Annotated in this window: 19 protein-coding genes and 1 riboswitch; of the genes, 8 read left to right on the top strand and 11 right to left on the bottom strand. The window is 63.1% G+C overall.

Features of this window, described 5'->3' with window-relative positions:
* The coding region (locus tag AC1Q61_RS21105) for a D-alanyl-D-alanine carboxypeptidase family protein (RefSeq protein ID WP_492654900.1) at positions 1 to 1195 on the top strand (1195 nt) is incomplete at its 5' end.
* On the opposite strand, the gene yhjD is transcribed toward AC1Q61_RS21105, so the two are convergent.
* From yhjD to AC1Q61_RS21070, 7 genes are all read right to left on the bottom strand, one after another.
* Positions 1192 to 2226: an inner membrane protein YhjD gene (gene yhjD / locus AC1Q61_RS21100; RefSeq protein WP_020969131.1), complete on the bottom strand. Its 1035-nt coding sequence runs from the start codon at positions 2224 to 2226 to the stop codon at positions 1192 to 1194. The genes AC1Q61_RS21105 and yhjD overlap by 4 nt on opposite strands.
* Before the next feature lie 51 nt (positions 2227 to 2277).
* Positions 2278 to 3312 (bottom strand): tryptophan--tRNA ligase, encoded by a 1035-nt coding sequence (trpS, locus tag AC1Q61_RS21095; RefSeq protein ID WP_003941025.1) that lies wholly within the window; start codon positions 3310 to 3312, stop codon positions 2278 to 2280.
* A gap of 26 nt (positions 3313 to 3338) precedes the next feature.
* The gene (locus tag AC1Q61_RS21090) at positions 3339 to 3833 is read right to left on the bottom strand and encodes a barstar family protein (protein ID WP_397509978.1); all 495 of its coding nucleotides are present in this window, start codon (positions 3831 to 3833) and stop codon (positions 3339 to 3341) included.
* Positions 3833 to 4351 carry a guanyl-specific ribonuclease gene (locus tag AC1Q61_RS21085; protein WP_492650998.1) on the bottom strand — a complete coding sequence of 173 codons (519 nt, stop codon included), beginning with the start codon at positions 4349 to 4351 and terminating at the stop codon, positions 3833 to 3835. Before AC1Q61_RS21085 ends, AC1Q61_RS21090 begins: the two co-directional genes overlap by 1 nt.
* A 26-nt stretch (positions 4352 to 4377) precedes the next feature.
* On the bottom strand, positions 4378 to 5223 hold the full coding sequence (locus AC1Q61_RS21080) for an exodeoxyribonuclease III (protein WP_080726638.1): 846 nt from the start codon (positions 5221 to 5223) through the stop codon (positions 4378 to 4380).
* 36 nt (positions 5224 to 5259) lie between these two features.
* Positions 5260 to 6468, bottom strand: a complete 1209-nt coding sequence (locus AC1Q61_RS21075; RefSeq protein WP_021332495.1) for an MFS transporter — start codon at positions 6466 to 6468, stop codon at positions 5260 to 5262.
* A gap of 129 nt (positions 6469 to 6597) precedes the next feature.
* Complete coding sequence (locus AC1Q61_RS21070) at positions 6598 to 7821, bottom strand: NADP-dependent isocitrate dehydrogenase (protein ID WP_019747659.1); 1224 nt, start codon at positions 7819 to 7821, stop codon at positions 6598 to 6600.
* Between the two features lie 305 nt (positions 7822 to 8126).
* Positions 8127 to 8267: riboswitch (SAM riboswitch) on the top strand.
* Positions 8268 to 8410: 143 nt separating this feature from the next.
* Between AC1Q61_RS21070 and AC1Q61_RS21065 the strand changes: the two genes are divergently transcribed.
* The 4 genes from AC1Q61_RS21065 (at position 8411) to AC1Q61_RS21050 (ending at position 13392) form a co-directional block, all read left to right on the top strand.
* Complete coding sequence (locus AC1Q61_RS21065; protein WP_080909702.1) at positions 8411 to 9736, top strand: bifunctional o-acetylhomoserine/o-acetylserine sulfhydrylase; 1326 nt, start codon at positions 8411 to 8413, stop codon at positions 9734 to 9736.
* Positions 9733 to 10869 carry a homoserine O-acetyltransferase MetX gene (metX, locus tag AC1Q61_RS21060; RefSeq protein ID WP_020969125.1) on the top strand — a complete coding sequence of 379 codons (1137 nt, stop codon included), beginning with the start codon at positions 9733 to 9735 and terminating at the stop codon, positions 10867 to 10869. The genes AC1Q61_RS21065 and metX overlap by 4 nt, the downstream gene beginning before the upstream one ends.
* Positions 10870 to 11038: 169 nt before the next feature.
* Entirely contained in the window at positions 11039 to 12817 is a 1779-nt protein-coding gene (locus AC1Q61_RS21055; protein ID WP_492651028.1) for a DEAD/DEAH box helicase, read from the top strand.
* Positions 12817 to 13392, top strand: coding sequence for an SWIM zinc finger family protein (locus AC1Q61_RS21050; RefSeq protein WP_438473133.1), 576 nt, complete (start codon positions 12817 to 12819; stop codon positions 13390 to 13392). The genes AC1Q61_RS21055 and AC1Q61_RS21050 overlap by 1 nt, the downstream gene beginning before the upstream one ends.
* 5 nt (positions 13393 to 13397) lie before the next feature.
* Here the strand turns inward: AC1Q61_RS21050 and AC1Q61_RS21045 are convergent, their stop codons facing one another.
* Both AC1Q61_RS21045 and AC1Q61_RS21040 read right to left on the bottom strand, forming a co-directional pair.
* Positions 13398 to 13682, bottom strand: a complete 285-nt coding sequence (locus AC1Q61_RS21045) for a DUF3017 domain-containing protein (protein WP_003940740.1) — start codon at positions 13680 to 13682, stop codon at positions 13398 to 13400.
* Between the two features lie 5 nt (positions 13683 to 13687).
* Positions 13688 to 14545 carry a bifunctional methylenetetrahydrofolate dehydrogenase/methenyltetrahydrofolate cyclohydrolase gene (locus AC1Q61_RS21040; RefSeq protein WP_256063582.1) on the bottom strand — a complete coding sequence of 286 codons (858 nt, stop codon included), beginning with the start codon at positions 14543 to 14545 and terminating at the stop codon, positions 13688 to 13690.
* Between the two features lie 64 nt (positions 14546 to 14609).
* Here AC1Q61_RS21040 and AC1Q61_RS21035 point away from each other — a divergent pair, with 64 nt between their 5' ends.
* Together AC1Q61_RS21035 and AC1Q61_RS21030 are read left to right on the top strand one after the other, a co-directional pair.
* Positions 14610 to 15089 (top strand): GNAT family N-acetyltransferase, encoded by a 480-nt coding sequence (locus AC1Q61_RS21035; RefSeq protein ID WP_054825577.1) that lies wholly within the window; start codon positions 14610 to 14612, stop codon positions 15087 to 15089.
* A gap of 31 nt (positions 15090 to 15120) precedes the next feature.
* Positions 15121 to 15396 (top strand): DUF1905 domain-containing protein, encoded by a 276-nt coding sequence (locus tag AC1Q61_RS21030; RefSeq protein ID WP_007727403.1) that lies wholly within the window; start codon positions 15121 to 15123, stop codon positions 15394 to 15396.
* Positions 15397 to 15402: 6 nt separating this feature from the next.
* On the opposite strand, the gene AC1Q61_RS21025 is transcribed toward AC1Q61_RS21030, so the two are convergent.
* Together AC1Q61_RS21025 and AC1Q61_RS21020 are read right to left on the bottom strand one after the other, a co-directional pair.
* A complete protein-coding gene (locus tag AC1Q61_RS21025) occupies positions 15403 to 16023 on the bottom strand; it encodes a pentapeptide repeat-containing protein (RefSeq protein ID WP_003940770.1) in 621 nt (206 codons plus the stop codon).
* Between the two features lie 33 nt (positions 16024 to 16056).
* On the bottom strand, positions 16057 to 16737 hold the full coding sequence (locus AC1Q61_RS21020; RefSeq protein WP_042923481.1) for an excalibur calcium-binding domain-containing protein: 681 nt from the start codon (positions 16735 to 16737) through the stop codon (positions 16057 to 16059).
* 136 nt (positions 16738 to 16873) lie between these two features.
* On the opposite strand from AC1Q61_RS21020, the gene AC1Q61_RS21015 reads away from it, so the two are divergent.
* Positions 16874 to 17338, top strand: coding sequence for a tRNA (cytidine(34)-2'-O)-methyltransferase (locus tag AC1Q61_RS21015; RefSeq protein WP_007727408.1), 465 nt, complete (start codon positions 16874 to 16876; stop codon positions 17336 to 17338).
* Position 17339 lies beyond the last annotated feature (1 nt).

Raw genomic sequence — 17339 nt, 5'->3', positions numbered from 1 at the left:
GCCCACCACCACCACCGAGGCACCGTTCACAACACCCAACACCGACAGCTGCCCGTTCACGAGTAGCCCGGCGCCGGCGATCGATCTCTCCGAAGCACCCGCGCCCGGATCCACGGCCCCGACTGCTGTCCCGATTCCGGAAAGCCCTGTCGGTGGAGACAAGCTCGGCGAGTGTGGCGTCGTACTTCCTGACGGCGCTCCCCCGCTCCCGGCCGACATCGCGGCATCCGGATGGGTACTCGCGGACGCCGAAACCGGTGAGGTCCTCGCCGCGAAAGATCCGCACGGTCGCTACCGACCGGCCAGCACCATCAAGATGCTGTTGGCTCTCGTCGCGCTCGACGAACTCGATCTCGACACCGAAATCACCGCAACTGCCGAAGACGCGGACGCTGAAGGTAGCGCTGTCGGCATCGGCAAGGGCGGCAAGTACACCAACCGGCAACTGATGCAGGGTCTGGTCATGGCGTCGGGAAACGATGCCGCGCACGCTCTTGCCCGCCAACTCGGCGGTGACGCTGCAGCCGTGTCGAAAATGAACGCGCTCGCGGCCGAACTCGGCGCCCTCGACACCCGCACGGCAACTCCATCCGGACTCGACGGCCCAGGGATGAGCAGCTCACCGTACGACCTGGCCGTAATCTTCCATACAGCCCTCCAGAATCCGACGTTTGCCGGACTGATCCATACCGAAACCGTCGAGTTTCCCGGCTTCCCCAAAGATCCGACGATTCCTGACGATCAGGACCGCCCCGGATTCACTCTCGCGAACGACAATCAGTTGCTCTACAACTACGACGGCGCATTGGGCGGCAAGACCGGCTTCACCGACGACGCCCGCCACACGTACGTCGGTGCTGCGGAGCGCAACGGCCGGAAACTACTGGTGACATTGATGGGCGGCGAAGCCAAGCCGATCCGTCCGTGGGAGCAGGCTGCCCGTCTACTCGACTACGGATATGCCCTCCCCGCGAGCACAACCGTCGGCTCGTTGACGGACCGATCGACCGACGATGCCACGCCCGATGTCACTCGCACACCGTCTGCCGCTGCACCAGGCTCGATTTCGGCAGCACCCACCGCTACCGACACCGAGTCGGACACCACTGACCGCATCCTCATCGGTGCTGTCGGCGGAGTTGTGGTGATCGCGCTGGTGGCGGGAGCCGTTGCCCTGAACCGTCGAAGGCGCTAGCGCGGCCGACGGCGCATGAAGCCCGAAAGACCCAGGCCGGCAACCGCACCCGTGGCGATCAACGCAGCCACGCGAGACGGTGAAGCTCCGTCACTGACAACGATTCGCGGCGAGATCACGGCCGGATCCGGCGGCGGAACGAAGGCGAGAGCCATACTTTCCTTTGTCGTCGCCGCCCACGCCGTGCAGAACAGCAGCATCCTCGACGCAGTGAACACGAACACGAGCAAACCGATGATCGGGCCGAATGCCACGCCCGCCGGGCCACTGGTGACGGCCGCGAGGTAGATCGCACCTACCTGCTTGAAGATTTCGAACACGACCGCGGCGATAAGCGCTGCCTGCGCGGCGCTGCGCAGCGTGACAGGCTCGCGCGGTAGCCGGGCAATCACCCACAGGAACACCGCCCACGTCGCCAGGAGTGAGAGCAACAGTGAAACGACTCTGAGCCCCACGCCGACACCGGTGATGTTCTCGAGGTTGAGCCATTTCACGATCTGAGTCGCAACCGGCCCGCTGCTCAGCGCCGACATTCCCAGTGAGACGACCATGGCGAGAGCCAGACCGATGAGGGCCCCTGCGTCACCGAGTTTGGTACGAACGAAACCCTTCGGCTCGCGCTTGCTCTCCCACATCGCCGTCAGCGCGTCGCGAACATTTGCCATCCAACCGAGACCCGCGTACGCGGCACCCAGGAGACCGAAGATTCCGACGCTCGCGCGCGAGTCGATAGCCGAATCGATCAGCGTGTTGATGGTGTCACCCAAGCTGCCCGGAATGCTCTTGGTGATCTGCTCCTGAATCGACTCCAGGTACTCGGGATGCCCGGCCAATACGAAACCGGCCACTGCAAACGCGACCATCATGATCGGAATCAATGCGAGAACACTGAAGTACGTGATTCCCGCAGCGTAGTAATCGCCCTTTTGCTCTTGGAAACGTCCTGCGGCGCGAACCAGATGATCGAGCCAGGGTCGCGCTGCTCGTTGCTTCTCGAGAAAGCTCGGTGCGTCGTCGTCCGTGTCAGCCATTGCCGTCCCCCTCATGTTCGGTCAGGCGTCGTGAGTCCGAATTCGCGTAAGTCAGCCCTTCGGTGCCAGGAATCCGACCTTGTCATAGACAGCGGCGAGAGTGCGTGAAGACACCTCACGGGCGCGGTGCGCTCCAGCCGCGATGATGCGATCCAGCTCTGCCTCGTCGGCAAGGTAACCGTCGACCTTCGCCTTGAGTGGGGTGACGAACTCGGTCAGCACGTCAGCGGTATCGGTCTTGAGGTCGCCGTACCCCTTGCCCTCGTAACCGGCCACCAGAGTCTCGATCGGCACTCCCGAGAGAGCCGACTGAATGGTGAGCAGGTTGCTGACGCCCGGCTTGGCCTGCGGGTCGAAACGAATCTCGCGCTCGTTGTCGGTGACGGCCGACTTGATCTTCTTTGCCGACACCTTCGGATCGTCGAGCAGATTGATCAGTCCGGCCGCACTGGCGGCGGACTTGCTCATCTTCGCGGTCGGATCCTGCAGGTCGTAGATCTTTGCCGTGCCCTTGATGATCTGCGGCTCGGGAACAACGAACGCCTTGCCGTAGCGGGTGTTGAACCGGCCGGCCAGATCGCGTGCGAGTTCGAGGTGCTGACGCTGATCCTCACCCACCGGAACTCGCTGCGGGCGGTACAGAAGGATGTCCGCGGCCATCAGAACCGGATACGTGAACAAACCGACACTGGCGTTGTCGCTGCCTTGCTTGGCGGACTTGTCCTTGAACTGCGTCATACGGCTGGCTTCACCGAAACCGGTGATGCAGTTCAGGACCCACGCCAACTGTGCGTGCTCGGGAACCTGACTCTGTACGAACAGCGTCGCCCGATCCGGATCGATCCCCACCGCAAGGAGCTGAGCCACCGCAACCTTGGTGCGACGACGCAATTCCTTCGGGTCCTGCGTCACCGTGATGGCATGAAGATCCGGAATGAAGTAGAAAGCGTCGAAATCGTCCTGCAACGGAACCCACTGCTGCAGCGCACCCAGGTAGTTGCCGAGGTGGAAAGAATCCGACGTCGGCTGGATTCCGGAAAGCACGCGAGGCTTTGCGGTGGGCTTCTGTTCTGCAGGGGTCGACATGGTTCCGATCTTTTCACGAGTGGAAATCAGTGCAGTGGCGTGGTGCCCGGGTAGTCGAGTTCGACGAGGTCTTCACCGTGGGCGGTGAGGTCCTCCGCACCGAACTGGTAGACGGTCCGGAAAACGACGGGTTCCCATTCTTCGGTGTAGAAGTCCATCGTTTCGCGGAACCACTCCAACTGATCCTGTTGCTCGGACAGTAGAGAACCCGCACCTCGGATCACAACTACATATCCGGCGCCAAGTCCGAGTACGCCGTCGAGATCGCGCATGACATCGTCGAAAGCGTCTTTGTTGCGCCCGAAGTGGGACGGAAACTGGAAGGCTGCCGCGAACTCGTCGAAGACCTGCGCCGTTGTTCGCATGTTCTCTCCGCGAACCACCCGAACGACAAAATTCTCGCCACGAAGTTCACGTGCAAGATCATCCGCAACGGCCGGGTCGCTCTGCAGGCTCACCGAAGCCACATCCGAAGACGGATCCAGCCACTGCGCCACGCTGACCGTAGACGAGTCCGACATCAGCGAATCCTCACAAACGTGTCGTAGTGATCGAGGGTGTACCACGCCGAACCGTCGTTACCGGTGACGATTCGCTCGGCATCACGACCTTGGCCGTTTTTCTTCGCGTTGACGTCCCATTCCTGATAGACGACACGTCCGCCACCGGCACCGACAGCGGGCAGACGCCCTTCGCTGTTGCGGAAGGTGATGCCGCCCTTGGTGCCCGGCGCATTGGCGGAATCCGGCCACCTCCCGGCGTCGATCTCGACCAGCGTGGCGAGCACTCGCGCCGGCGCATCGGTGCTTGTCTGCTGCGTTGGCTTGGCAGCGGAATTCGAGGACGCGGAACTCGACGGCGCAGCCTTGGTGGTGGCGCCGGGCTTGGCTTGAACACTCGAGGACTGAACGCTCGAGGACTTCGTACCCGACGACGCCGAACTGTCGGAGTCACGTGAAGAAAGGGTGACCGCCAGTACGAGCGCAACCACCGCCACCACGACGGTGATGATGGCGTTGCGCGTCTTTGCGCTCGGCATTTTCAGACCTTCAGACATGCGCGTCCCTACCGGTACGAGACAGTGACAGGTGCGTGATCCGACCAACGGAGGTCGTAGGACTCAGCGCGTTCCACGAGCGCAACCTTGGCCCGCTCGGCGTATCCGCGGGTGGCAACCTGGTAGTCGATACGCCAACCCGAATCGTTGTCGAATGCCTTGCCGCGGTACGACCACCACGAGTACGGACCGTCGACACCCGGATGGAGGGTGCGGAAGACATCGACCCACGCGGAATCTTCGGCGAACAGCAGATCCATCCAGGCGCGCTCCTCGGGGAGGAATCCCGAAGACTTCTTGTTGGTCTTCCAGTTCTTGAGGTCGAGTTCGGTGTGCGCGATGTTCCAATCGCCGCTGACCACCACGTGACGATCGGCAGCCTCGGCCGCCGCAGCGGTGGTAGCGAGGTGAACTGCGAAGGACGCCATGAACCGCTCCTTCTCCTCCTGCTTCGGCGTGAGCGCCTCACCGGAGGGCAGGTACAGGCTCGCGACGGTCAGATCCGCGAAGTCGGCTTCGATGTATCGACCGGCGTCGAGAAACTCGTCGTCGCCGTGACCGATCCGCACCGCGTCAGGTTCCGTGCGTGAAAGCACAGCGACTCCGTTGCGTCCCTTCGCGGACGGCTCGGCGGAGACGAGGAACCATCCGTTGCCGAGCGCTGGTTCGAGAGTCTCGCGAAGCTGATCGTCCGACGCACGCGTTTCCTGAAGGCAGATGAAATCCGCCGACGTCTTCTCCAGCCAGTCGAGCATGCCCTTGCGGGCAGCTGCTCGAACGCCGTTAACGTTCACGGACGTGATGGTGTGGGGCGCAAGAATGTGGGAGTCAGCAGTTTGTGGCACGGCAAGCACCGTAGCCGATTCCACCGACGCGGATGGGCGCCCAGGTCAGCGCACGGCCCTACGCTGCAGAATCACCGCAACCGCCAGCACGACGAGACCCGCGACGGCAAGCAACGACCCAACCGCTGCCGGTGCGGTATACCCGTAACCGGCAGCGATGACGACGCCGCCGATCCACGCTCCGAAGGCATTGGCGATGTTCAGCGCGGCGTGATTGAGAGACGCCGCCAAGGTCTGAGCATCCTCGGCGACATCCATCAACCGTGTTTGAAGGCCAGGAACCATCGAGGACCCGGCAAGCCCGATGAGGAAGACGAAGACAAGCGCCGTGTACGGATTGCGCACAGCGATCACGAAGACCGCGAGGATCACCACGAGGGATCCCATCGACAGGAACAAACCCTTCATCAGTGCGCGATCCGCGAGGTATCCACCGACGAAGTTGCCGGCCACCATGCCCAGTCCGTACAGCATGAGCGCCAGAGGAATGAACGAAGCACCGAGACCGGACACGTCGGTGAGCGTCGTACTGATGTAGGTGTAGACGGCGAACATCCCGCCGAATCCGACCATTCCCACGATCAGGGTCATCCACACCTGAACGCGGCCCAGTGCCCCGAGTTCGGTGATCGGATTCGTCACCGGCATACCGTCCAACCGCGGAATCCAGACGAACAGCGAAGCAACCGTTGCCACTCCGATCACAGCCACCAAGGCGAAGGCGCTGCGCCAGCCGAGTGCCTGGCCGATCCAGGCCGCGACCGGCACCCCGATCACATTGGCCACGGACAGACCCATCATCACCATCGCCACGGCCTTCGCGCGTTTGCCTGGTTCGGCCAAATGAGCGGCGACCAGTGCGGCGACTCCGAAGTACGCGCCGTGCGGCAATCCAGCGACGAATCGAGCCATCATCAGCGTCGTGTACGAGGGCGCAAAGACCGAAGCGGCATTGCCGACGGTGAATGCGACCATGAGTGCGATCAACAGGGTGCGGCGCGGTACCCGTGCGGTGAGTGCAGCGATCAGCGGAGCACCGACGACAACCCCGAGCGCGTACGCCGAGATCACGTGACCCGCGATGGGTTCCGAGACGCCGAGCCCGGATGCCATTTCCGGGAGCAATCCCATGGCGACGAACTCGGTTGTGCCGATACCGAAACCGCCGAGGGCAAGAGCGAGCATCGCTGGACCTCTGGCGGAACGAACCCCGGGTGTCGAGGTGTCAGAACGAGAGAGGGTAGACGAAGTCACTGATCAATTGTGGTCTCACACCTGGTTGAACTTCCAAGTGAGAGCGGGTGAGTTCACTCACGTGAGACCGCGAACACAAATGGGACGCCCGGTTTCCCGGACGTCCCATCAGAAGGTGAAACAGTGAATCTACTTCGCGGCCATGGCCTTCTGCAGGTTCACGTCGAGTGCACCGAGGAACTCCTCGGTGGTCAGGTAGCCCTGATCGCCGCCGACCAGCATCGAGAGGTCCTTGGTCATCTGGCCGCTTTCGACGGTCTTGATGACAACGTCTTCGAGCGCCTGCGCGAAGCCGATGACCTCAGGGGTGCTGTCGAGCTTGCCACGATGCTCGAGTCCGCGGGTCCACGCGAAGATGGACGCGATCGGGTTGGTCGAGGTGGGCTTGCCCTGCTGGTGCTGACGGTAGTGACGCGTCACGGTGCCGTGAGCAGCCTCTGCCTCACAGGTCCTTCCGTCCGGTGTCAGCAGAACCGACGTCATGAGGCCGAGCGAGCCGAAGCCCTGGGCCACGGTGTCGGACTGGACGTCGCCGTCGTAGTTCTTGCATGCCCAGACGTATCCACCCTCCCACTTGAGTGCGGAAGCGACCATGTCGTCGATGAGGCGGTGCTCGTAGGTCAGACCTGCGGCATCGAACTCAGCCTTGAACTCGGTCTCGTAGACGTGCTGGAAGATGTCCTTGAAGGCACCGTCGTACGCCTTGAGAATGGTGTTCTTGGTGGACAGGTACACCGGGTAGTTCTGCTGCAGTCCGTAGGTGAGCGACGCGCGAGCGAAGTCACGGATGGACGTGGTGAAGTTGTACTGCCCCTGGACGACGCCGCCCTCTTCGGGGAAGTTGACCAGTTCGTGCTCGATCGGTGCGCTGCCGTCCTCAGGCGTGTAGGTGATCATCACCTTGCCGGGGCCGGGGACCTTGAAGTCTGTGGCGCGGTACTGGTCGCCGAATGCGTGACGGCCGATGATGATCGGCTTGGTCCAGCCCGGAACGAGTCGCGGAACGTTGGAGATGATGATCGGTGCGCGGAAGATCGTGCCGCCGAGAATGTTGCGGATCGTTCCGTTCGGGGAACGCCACATCTTCTTGAGACCGAATTCCTCGACACGTGCCTCGTCCGGCGTAATCGTGGCGCATTTGACGCCGACGCCGTGCTTCTGGATCGCGTGCGCTGCGTCGATGGTGACCTGGTCGTCGGTCTCGTCGCGGTACTCGATACCGAGGTCGTAGTACTCGAGGTTCACATCGAGATACGGATGGATCAACTTGTCTTTGATGAACTGCCAGATAATGCGCGTCATCTCATCGCCGTCGAGTTCGACGACGGTGCCCTCAACCTTGATTTTGGACATGGGTGCTTCGCGTCCTCCTAGGAAGTTTCCCTGGTTACACGGTTGCGGTCACACTTTGTGAGTGGGTCCGCGAACGGTTCGATTATCAAACCTAGACGGTGTGGACTGATCTCGGGAGATGAGTCCCAAACAAGACAAGCGTACTGCTAACCCGTGAGGCCGCAACCGGCAGGTCCACCCATCGGTCTCTACTCGCGAGTAACTTTTGCCTGCTAGTGGGCTGCGTCGCTCTGTCTCGCGTGCGGTTGCGGCTCACAATTCGCCCCGCGTCAGGACTGCGCTCACTTCCCGGTAGAATCCGACTTGGTCATGAGTGCCAGCGTCAAGCCCCGGCTCGCTGGACGGCAACCCTCCAACCGCGGTGGGGTGCCCCGGGTGATGACCAGGTTTCCCGACGTGGATCTGCTCACGCAGTTCCACCGCAATTCGGGTGACAAGCGCGGGTCCGACAGGGACGGACCCCAGACCGGGCCGAGCCCCACGGAGGTAACTCAGTATGTGTCGCACTTGTAGATAGACCCCAGCACGGGGCGGCGATCCTTCGCCCCCGTCCGACATCTATCCGTCAGACCACTGGAGTGAACAAATCATGACCGACAACACAGCCGACGGCGCAGCAACTTCTGATCCGACCGCGAACTGGTCGTTCGAGACCAAGCAGGTGCACGCCGGGCAGACAGCGGACACCGCCACCAATGCGCGCGCTCTGCCGATCTACCAGACCACCAGCTACGTTTTCGACAGCACCGATCACGCTGCGGCACTGTTCGGCCTCGCCGAGCCTGGCAACATCTACACGCGGATCATGAATCCCACACAGGACGCCGTCGAGCAGCGCATCGCCGCCCTCGAAGGCGGAGTCGCCGCACTCCTCCTCTCCTCGGGTCAGGCTGCCGAAACCATCGCGATCCTCAACATTGCCGAAGCCGGCGACCACATCGTCTCGAGCCCGTACCTGTACGGCGGCACGTACAACCTCTTGCATTACACCCTTCGCAAGCTGGGCATCGAAGTCACCTTCGTCGAGGATCCCGACGATCTCGAGCAGTGGCGCGAAGCCATTCGCCCGAACACGAAGGCGTTCTACGGCGAGACGATCGCCAATCCCAAGAACCACATCCTCGACCTCCCCGGCATCTCGTCGCTGGCCCACGAGAACGGTCTTCCGTTGATCGTGGACAACACAGTCGCGACGCCGTACCTGCTCCGCCCACTCGAACACGGCGCCGACATCGTCGTTCACTCGGCCACCAAATACCTTGGCGGACACGGCACCGCGATCGCCGGCGTGATCGTCGACGGCGGCACCTTCGATTGGACGCAGGGTCGCCACACGAACTTCACGACGCCTGATCCCAGCTACCACGGCGTCACCTTCGCAGACCTCGGCGCGCCGGCGTTTGCACTCAAGGCGCGCGTCCAACTGCTGCGCGATCTCGGCTCCGCCGTGGCGCCGTTCAACGCGTTCCTCATCGCGCAGGGCATCGAAACCTTGAGCCTGCGCATCGAGCGTCACGTGTCCAATGCACAGAAGGTCGCCGAATTCCTCGACGGCCACGGCGAGGTGGCCTCCGTTTCCTACGCGGGACTCCCCTCCTCGCCATGGTTCGAACGCGGAAAGCAGCTGACGCCCAAGGGAACCGGCGCCATCGTCACCTTCGAGCTGCCCGGAGGTATCGATGCGGGCAAGACGTTCGTCAACGCTCTGACGCTGCACAGCCACGTCGCCAACATCGGCGACGTTCGCTCACTCGTCATCCACCCCGCCTCGACGACACACTCGCAGCTCACCCCCGAAGAGCAGCTCGCCTCCGGTGTCACACCCGGACTCGTTCGCCTCGCGGTCGGTATCGAAGGAATCGACGACATCATCGCCGATATCACCGTCGGCCTGGCTGCGGTGGCAAACTCGTGACCGTGAACGAATTGGAGCCCAGGATCGACCTCCTTCCCCCGCCCGACGGCCAGGTGGGGTTCGTCGACATCGGCGCCCTGGAACTCGAGAGCGGCGCGGTACTCCCCTCGGTTTCGCTCGCCGTTCAGCGGTGGGGTGAGCTGTCCCCGAACCGCGACAACGTCGTACTCGTCGAGCACGCACTGACCGGAGACTCACACGTCACCGGACCGATCTCCGCAAATCAGCCCTCCCCCGGTTGGTGGAACGGGATGGTCGGCGCCGGCGAACCGATCGACACCGGCGAATGGTGCGTCATCGCAACCAATGTCCTCGGTGGTTGTCGCGGCACGACCGGTCCCAGTTCGCTGGCCGACGACGGCAAGCCGTGGGGCAGCAGGTTCCCGGAGATCTCCATCCGGGATCAGATCGCGGCGGAGAAGAAGCTCGTCGATCTCCTCGGGATAGACCAGTTGGCCTCGGTAGTCGGCGGATCCATGGGCGGCATGCGCACCCTCGAATGGGCAGTTACCTACCCGGACAGCATTCGCTCCGCGTTGGTTCTCGCAACCGGTTCACGGGCCACCGCAGATCAGATCGGCACCCAGACGACGCAGATCGCTGCCATCGTCTCCGATCCGGATTGGCAGGGCGGTGACTACCACGGAACGGGGCGGGTACCTCGCGCCGGACTCGGCATCGCCCGTCGCATCGCGCACCTGACGTACCGCACCGAGTCCGAACTGGATGCGCGCTTCGAGAACTCCGCTCAGAACGACGAAAATCCTTGGAACGGTGGACGATACGCCGTCCAGAGTTACCTGGAACATCAGGCAGACAAGCTGGTCGACCGCTTCGACCCGAGCACGTACGTCCTCCTGACCGAGGCCATGAACCGGCACGACATCGGTCGTGGACGCGGCGGCGTTGCAGCGGCGTTGGCATCGATCACGGCGCCGGTCGTCGTGGGCGGCGTGGACTCGGATCGGCTGTATCCCCTTCGTTTGCAGGAGGAGATCGCGGACGGCATTTCGACGTGCACTGGCCTCGAGATACTCAAGTCCAGAGACGGCCATGACGGCTTCCTGACGGAGGCGGACGCTGTCGCCGGACTGCTTCGCCGAACGATGGAGTTCGCACGCACGGCCCGCTGATCCGGCACAGAAGCACAATTTCAGGATCCGTCAATGTCGGGAAAACCACAGCTGATCTGCAGGTTTTCCCGACATTTTCATTGGCGTCCCTGAGCCGGCGCGGCTAGCATCGGCGAACGTGAATCAGCCATGCTCGACGCGCCTGCAGGCTACGTACATTCCCGAGCACATGTCCTTCGCGTTCTGGGGTGACACAGATCCGGCAGCGCGTCTGTCGGCGCTGGGGATGCCGACGGGATCGCCGGGCATCTGCCGGCTGGCGATCCCGGTCGACGAGTCGATCACAGCGACCGATGTCGAAGCGCAACTGCTCGACCTCGCCACCGCGATCGACGCCTTGCACACCCTCGATGCACGTCGCGACGACCTCGGACCGTCGTTGCTCGCATGGAAGCGCGTCATCGACACCGGCGCACATGACATTCCGACTGCAGCGCATGCCGCGATCGAGCGCGACGACACGAGAATCAGAAGCGCCCGGTCGACGGTGCAATTGTTCACGGAAGCGCGCGCAGCCGTGGAGAGTCTTCGCCGAGCAAAGATTCAGGCGACATTGCGCCCGTATCAAGTGCACGGAGTTGCCTGGCTGACTGCACTGGCGGGTTCGGGCGGTGGAATCCTCGCCGACGAGATGGGTTTGGGCAAGACACTGCAAGCGATTTCGATGATCGCGATCCGCGCCGACGACGGTCCGCACCTGGTTGTGTGTCCCACCTCGGTGATAGGAAACTGGCGCCGCGAGATCGAGCGATTCGCTCCGCATCTGCCACTGCACGTTCATCACGGGACTGCTCGCACACTTCCCACTCGTGTTCCTGCCGGCGCCACGGTGCTGACCAGCTACAGCGTCTTGCGTTCCGACGCAGCACAATTGGCCCCGATCCATTGGAGTTCAGTGGTCTTCGACGAGGCACAGCAGATCAAGAACCCCTCTTCGCTGGCAGCGAAAGCCGCAATGCAGTTGTCGGCCGACGTCAAGGTAGCGATGACCGGCACGCCGGTGGAGAACCGTCTCGAAGAATTGTGGTCGCTCTTTCGCGTCGCCAATCCCGAAGTCCTCGGAACTCGCGCACGGTTTCGTCAACGCTTTGCCGTACCGATCGAATCCGGTCGATCGGCCACCGCGGCGACCAGGCTTGCCGCGGTCATCGATCCGTTCATTCTGCGCAGAACCAAAGACACAGTGGCCAAGGATCTTCCGCCCAAGCAATTTTCCACCGTCTCGTGCACTCTGACGTCGGAACAGGCGCGCATCTATCGGTCTGCAGTTGCAGATGCTTTCGACACCGGTTTGGGTACGGGAATTGCCCGGCGCGGCAATATCCTCGCGCTGCTGACCACCCTCAAGCAGGTATGCAATCATCCGGCGCAGGTCACCGGCGATACGGATGACCTCTACGGAAGATCCGGAAAGCTCGACCGCGCAACGGAAATGATCGCCGAGATCGTCGACGACGGCGATCGCGCGCTGATATTCACGCAGTACCGGACGATGGGCGAGATGCTCTCACGGCACCTGGGCTCCGAGTTGGGAATCGGCGCAATCCCCTTCCTTCACGGCGGCCTGAACACCGACAAGCGCGACGCGATGGTCGACGCATTCCAGAACGACACGGATTCACCACCGGTTCTGATTCTGAGCTTGCGCGCCGCCGGCTTCGGCCTCAACCTCACGCGAGCAAGTCACGTCGTGCACTACGACCGGTGGTGGAACCCAGCCGTCGAGGACCAAGCAACCGACCGGGCACACCGCATCGGCCAGAAGCGCACCGTCAACGTCCACACCTTGGTGACGGGCGGTACCGTCGAGGATCACATCGCAGCGATGCACGAGTCCAAACGAGCTGTGGCCGATGCTGTTTCCGGGAACGTCGAGGCCGCCCTGGCCGATCTACCCGACACCGAACTGCGTGAACTCCTCGAACTCGACGGCGCGGTGATCATCTGATGGCCAACGAATTCGGTGTCACCGCTTGGGGTCGAGCATGGCTGCGCACGGTGGAGCGGACCGCGGCATCCGGTCCGAACCCGTCCCTGCCGACGGCTCGTACCCTCGCACGCAACGGTTCCGTGGAGTTCACCGTGGTCTCATCGGGGACCGTCGTCGCGGAGGTGAGCACCAAAGCAAAAACCTCGTCGGTGACAATTTCTGTCCCGCTCTGGACCAAATCCGAAATCGCCGCAGTGAAGAGCCTTCTCCGTTCGGCGGGAAAGGCCAACAGATCCGTCTCCACCGGCGAACTGCCGGACAGCATCGTCACCGAACTGCAGGCTCGAAATATCGCAGTAGCCGTTGATCTTTCGGAGTGCACTGCCAGCTGCGACTGCTCAGGTCGACGCTCGCCGTGCGTTCACCATCTCGCCGCGATCTACGCCCTGGCCGGGCGAATCGACGAGGAACCTGCACTTGCGGTGACGCTGCGAAGTGCACCGGTCAAGGCCGGAAAGAAGTCGACATCCACAGATTCACCGGAGTGGATCCCCGTGAGTGATATCGACATTCGCTCGTTCTACGGGGACTGATCTTCTCAGTCGGTGCCGAGCGGATCGATGGTCAGGGCGAGCGTCGCGATCAACACACCCATCACACCCATCGCCGCAGTGTCGAAGACCCTTCCGCGCACCGCGAGCAACCCCACACGATTCTCGGGAACGAACCACCGAGCGGCAGCTCCGATGATGACGGCAACACCGAAGACGAGGGCGCCGCGACGCCACCGGTCGGCCAGCACGAGAACCACGGCCGCCGCGATCACGGCGAGGACCGCGAGCATGGGCAGATTCTTCTTCGCGAGGCCGACCAGTGAGGACATCGGACTCAGACTCCGGCCAGAACCCGCTCGGCGCGCTCGACCACGTTGGTGATCAGGAACGCGCGGGTCAGCGGTCCGACACCACCGGGATTGGGTGAGACGAAGCCGGCGACCTCGTTCACGTCGGCTGCCACGTCGCCGCGCAGGCCGTCGTCGGTGCGACTGACGCCGACGTCGAGGACCGCTGCTCCGGGCTTGACCATGTCTGCGGTGATGAGGCCGGGAACGCCGGCGGCAGCGACGATGATGTCGGCGCGGCGAACCTCGGCCGCGAGATCGCGGGTACCGGTGTGGCAGAGCGTGACCGTCGCGTTCTCGCTACGACGCGTCAGCAGCAATCCGATCGGACGACCGACCGTGACGCCGCGTCCGACAACCACCACGTGTGCACCGGCAATCGGGACCTCGTAGCGACGCAGAAGGTGGAGGATTCCACGTGGGGTGCACGGCAGCGGGGCTTCCTTGCCCAACACCAGTCGACCGAGGTTGACCGGATGCAAGCCGTCGGCATCCTTGTCGGGGTCGATACGCTCGAGGGCCGCGTTCTCGTCGAGGCGCTTGGGGAGCGGCAACTGCACGATGTAGCCGGTGCACTCGGGATTGGCATTGAGCTCGTCGATCGTCGCGTTGAGCTGTTCCTGCGTGATGTCGGCAGGCAGGTCGCGTCGCAAAGAATTGATACCGACCTTGGCGCAGTCGTTGTGCTTGCCGCGCACGTAAGCCGCGGATCCCGGGTCGTCGCCCACCAGGATGGTGCCCAAGCCGGGTGTGATGCCCTCTGCCTTCAGAGCGCTCACCCGCACCTTCAGGTCTTCGAAGATTTCGTCGCGGGTAGCTTTGCCGTCGAGGATCGTTGCAGTCACGGCGACCATTGTTCCAGGTTAGGGTCGATGAGTGACAACGGCTCCGGAACTACGCGGCCCGAGGGTGCTCCTCTCCCCCGTCGCGCCCGATCATCACGCCCGTCTGCGGGCAATTCACCTGCACCCGGACGTCGTGCACTGGTGGCAAAATCCCGACGACGACTGGCCTGCAGCGCCGGAGGCCGGCACCACGCGCTACAGCATCTTCTACGGCGACCACCTGATCGGCTTCATCCAGTGGTATGAGGCGGAGGACAATCCCGACTTCCGCCACGCCGGGCTCGACTTGTTCCTCGATCCCGACTTTCACAGCCAAGGGTTCGGTCGCGAATCGATTCGGGTGCTGTGTGCCCACCTGATCGACGACCTCGCATTCCACCGTCTGGTCATCGACCCGGAAGTCGACAACTCCGTCGCCATCGCTTGCTACCGATCGGTGGGGTTCAAAGACGTCGGGGTGATGCGCGAGTATTCGCGAGATCGCCATGGTGTGTGGAAGGACGGACTGCTGATGGATCTGCTCGCACGGGAATTCATCCGCTGATCACAAGGTACGACCCGAAGGGACAGTCATCATGTTGCTGGACAAGGAATTCACGGCCACCTTGCAGAAGAGTGACGCCAAGGGTGGGTGGACTTATGTGATCTGGCCGGAGTCCGCCGAGTTCTTCGGCACCCGCGGCCTGGTCAAGGTACGCGGGACGATCGACGGACATCCGTTCCAGAGTTCGTTCATGGCGTTGGGAGACGGTAACCACAAGCTGCCGGTCAAAGCCGATCTTCGCAAAGCCATCGGCAAGGAGACCGGCGAGCTGGTGACGGTGCGCCTCGAGGAGCGCTTGGAGAGCTAGGCGCTGCTACTTCATGTCGACGACAAGACCGTGCGCCGACGCGTACGCCACCGCCTGCATCAACTCGATCTGCGCGTTTCCGACGGACGCGGACGTCCACAGGCTCGGATCGATCCGCGCACCGCGCAGATCTGCACCTTCGAGTTTGAGTCCACCCGTACGAGCACCGGACAGATCCGCCGACGCCAGCACCGCGCCCCGCATGTCGGCCCGAACCAGGTTCGCTTCACGGAATCGGCATGAGGTGAAGTCGATCTTCCTCAGGTCCGCCCCACCGAGTGAGGTCAACGAGAAGTCGACTTCGTCGAGCGTCAACGGCCGGATGCGGCAACCGTCGAACGTCGACCCGAGCAGACTGCAGTTTCGGAACGTGCTGTGCCACAGGCTGGTCCGAGCAAAATTGCACGAGCGAAACGCAGTTCCCGTGTGCACGGACTCCCCCAGATCGGTGCCGGTGAAATCACAGTCCGTGAACACCACCGACTCCGTCGTGAGTCCCGTGAGATCGGCATCTCGGAAATTGCAATTGGTGAAAGTGCGCTGACGCCACTTCTGCCCGGCCAGCCGCGCGTCTGAATAATCTTCGCCGACGACATCGTCGGATTCTTCGGGGAGCATGCCGTCCATACTGCCCCGCCGCACCGACACCGGTTCGATCGCCTAGGTCTCGCAGGCCACGCCGTCACCGTCACGATCAAGCTTGGACGAATAGCCGGGATCGCCGCGGTAGATCGGGGCAGCACCGGCCGCTCGCACGGCTGCACAGTTGGCGTAATACACCCCCGCGTCAGGCACCTTGGCCGGCGGCGGAACGTACGCCGGTTCCGTTGTCTTCGGCGGTGTGTACGCCGGAGCGGGCGGAACATACGGCGTAGTCGTGGTCTCCGGGACCTGCGGAACCAGCGGCACTATTGCCACGGTGGTTGTCGTCGGTGGCGGCACGATCGTTGTCGTCGTCGGCAAGAGGGACGAAGTCGTGGTCTTCGTCGTCGACGGGACCGTGCTCTTGGTTGTCGTCGCTGCAGCTGTCGTCGAAGAGGTCGCAGCAGGCGTCGTCGATTCTTCCGACTTGCCCGCTCCCGTCGCCGCGGCGATGGCAACCAGCCCCACGACTGCCGCGCCGGCGATCCACGGCCACTTACGCCGCGTCTTGCCTTCCTCGGCGTTAGTGTCCGGCACCGCCGATCCGGGTGCGCCGAAGACCTGCGTGGGAGTGCCGAAAGCCTGAGTGGGTGCGTCGACGCCCTTGGGCCGTGTCTGCGCGGTCCACTGCTGACCGTCCCAGTAACGGTCGATCGTGGGGTCGAAGGGGTCGGGGTTCCAACCGGCGGGAGGGTTCATCAAAATGTCCGTTCTGCGAAGAGTGCCGGAAATAGATTCGCACGGACTGGCCGGTTTGTTACCAATTCGCCCACACTTCCCGACCGGTCTTCTCACGGACGTGGGCACCGATACGTCGCCCGGTACAGTTCCTCGAGTGTTCCGAGTGATGTTCCACGAGCCCCGCATCCCACCCAACACCGGAAACGCGATCCGCATGGTCGCGGGCACCGGTTGCGAACTCCACCTGGTCGGCCCTCTCGGGTTCGACTTGTCGGAGCCGAAGCTCAAGCGCGCAGGCTTGGACTACCACGACCTGGCGACTGTCACGGTCCACGAAAACCTGACCGCTGCCTGGGAAGCCGTCACCCCCGCTCGCGTATTCGCCTTCACCGCGCACGCGACCACGTCGTATGCCGATATCGCCTACCAACCCGGCGACGTCCTGCTGTTCGGACCCGAACCCACCGGACTGTCCGAAGAAGTATTGGCGGACGAACACGTCACCGAGCGCCTGCGTATCCCGATGCTGCCCGGACGCCGGTCCCTCAACCTGTCCAACGCTGCCGCCCTCGTGACGTACGAGGCCTGGCGTCAGCACGGGTTCAAGGGCGCTGTCTGAT

It is taken from the genome of Rhodococcus sp. MPR-R1B (assembly GCF_058793255.1).
Note: the sequence above shows the minus strand (reverse complement) of the source record. Positions and strands in the feature narration are given on the sequence as shown.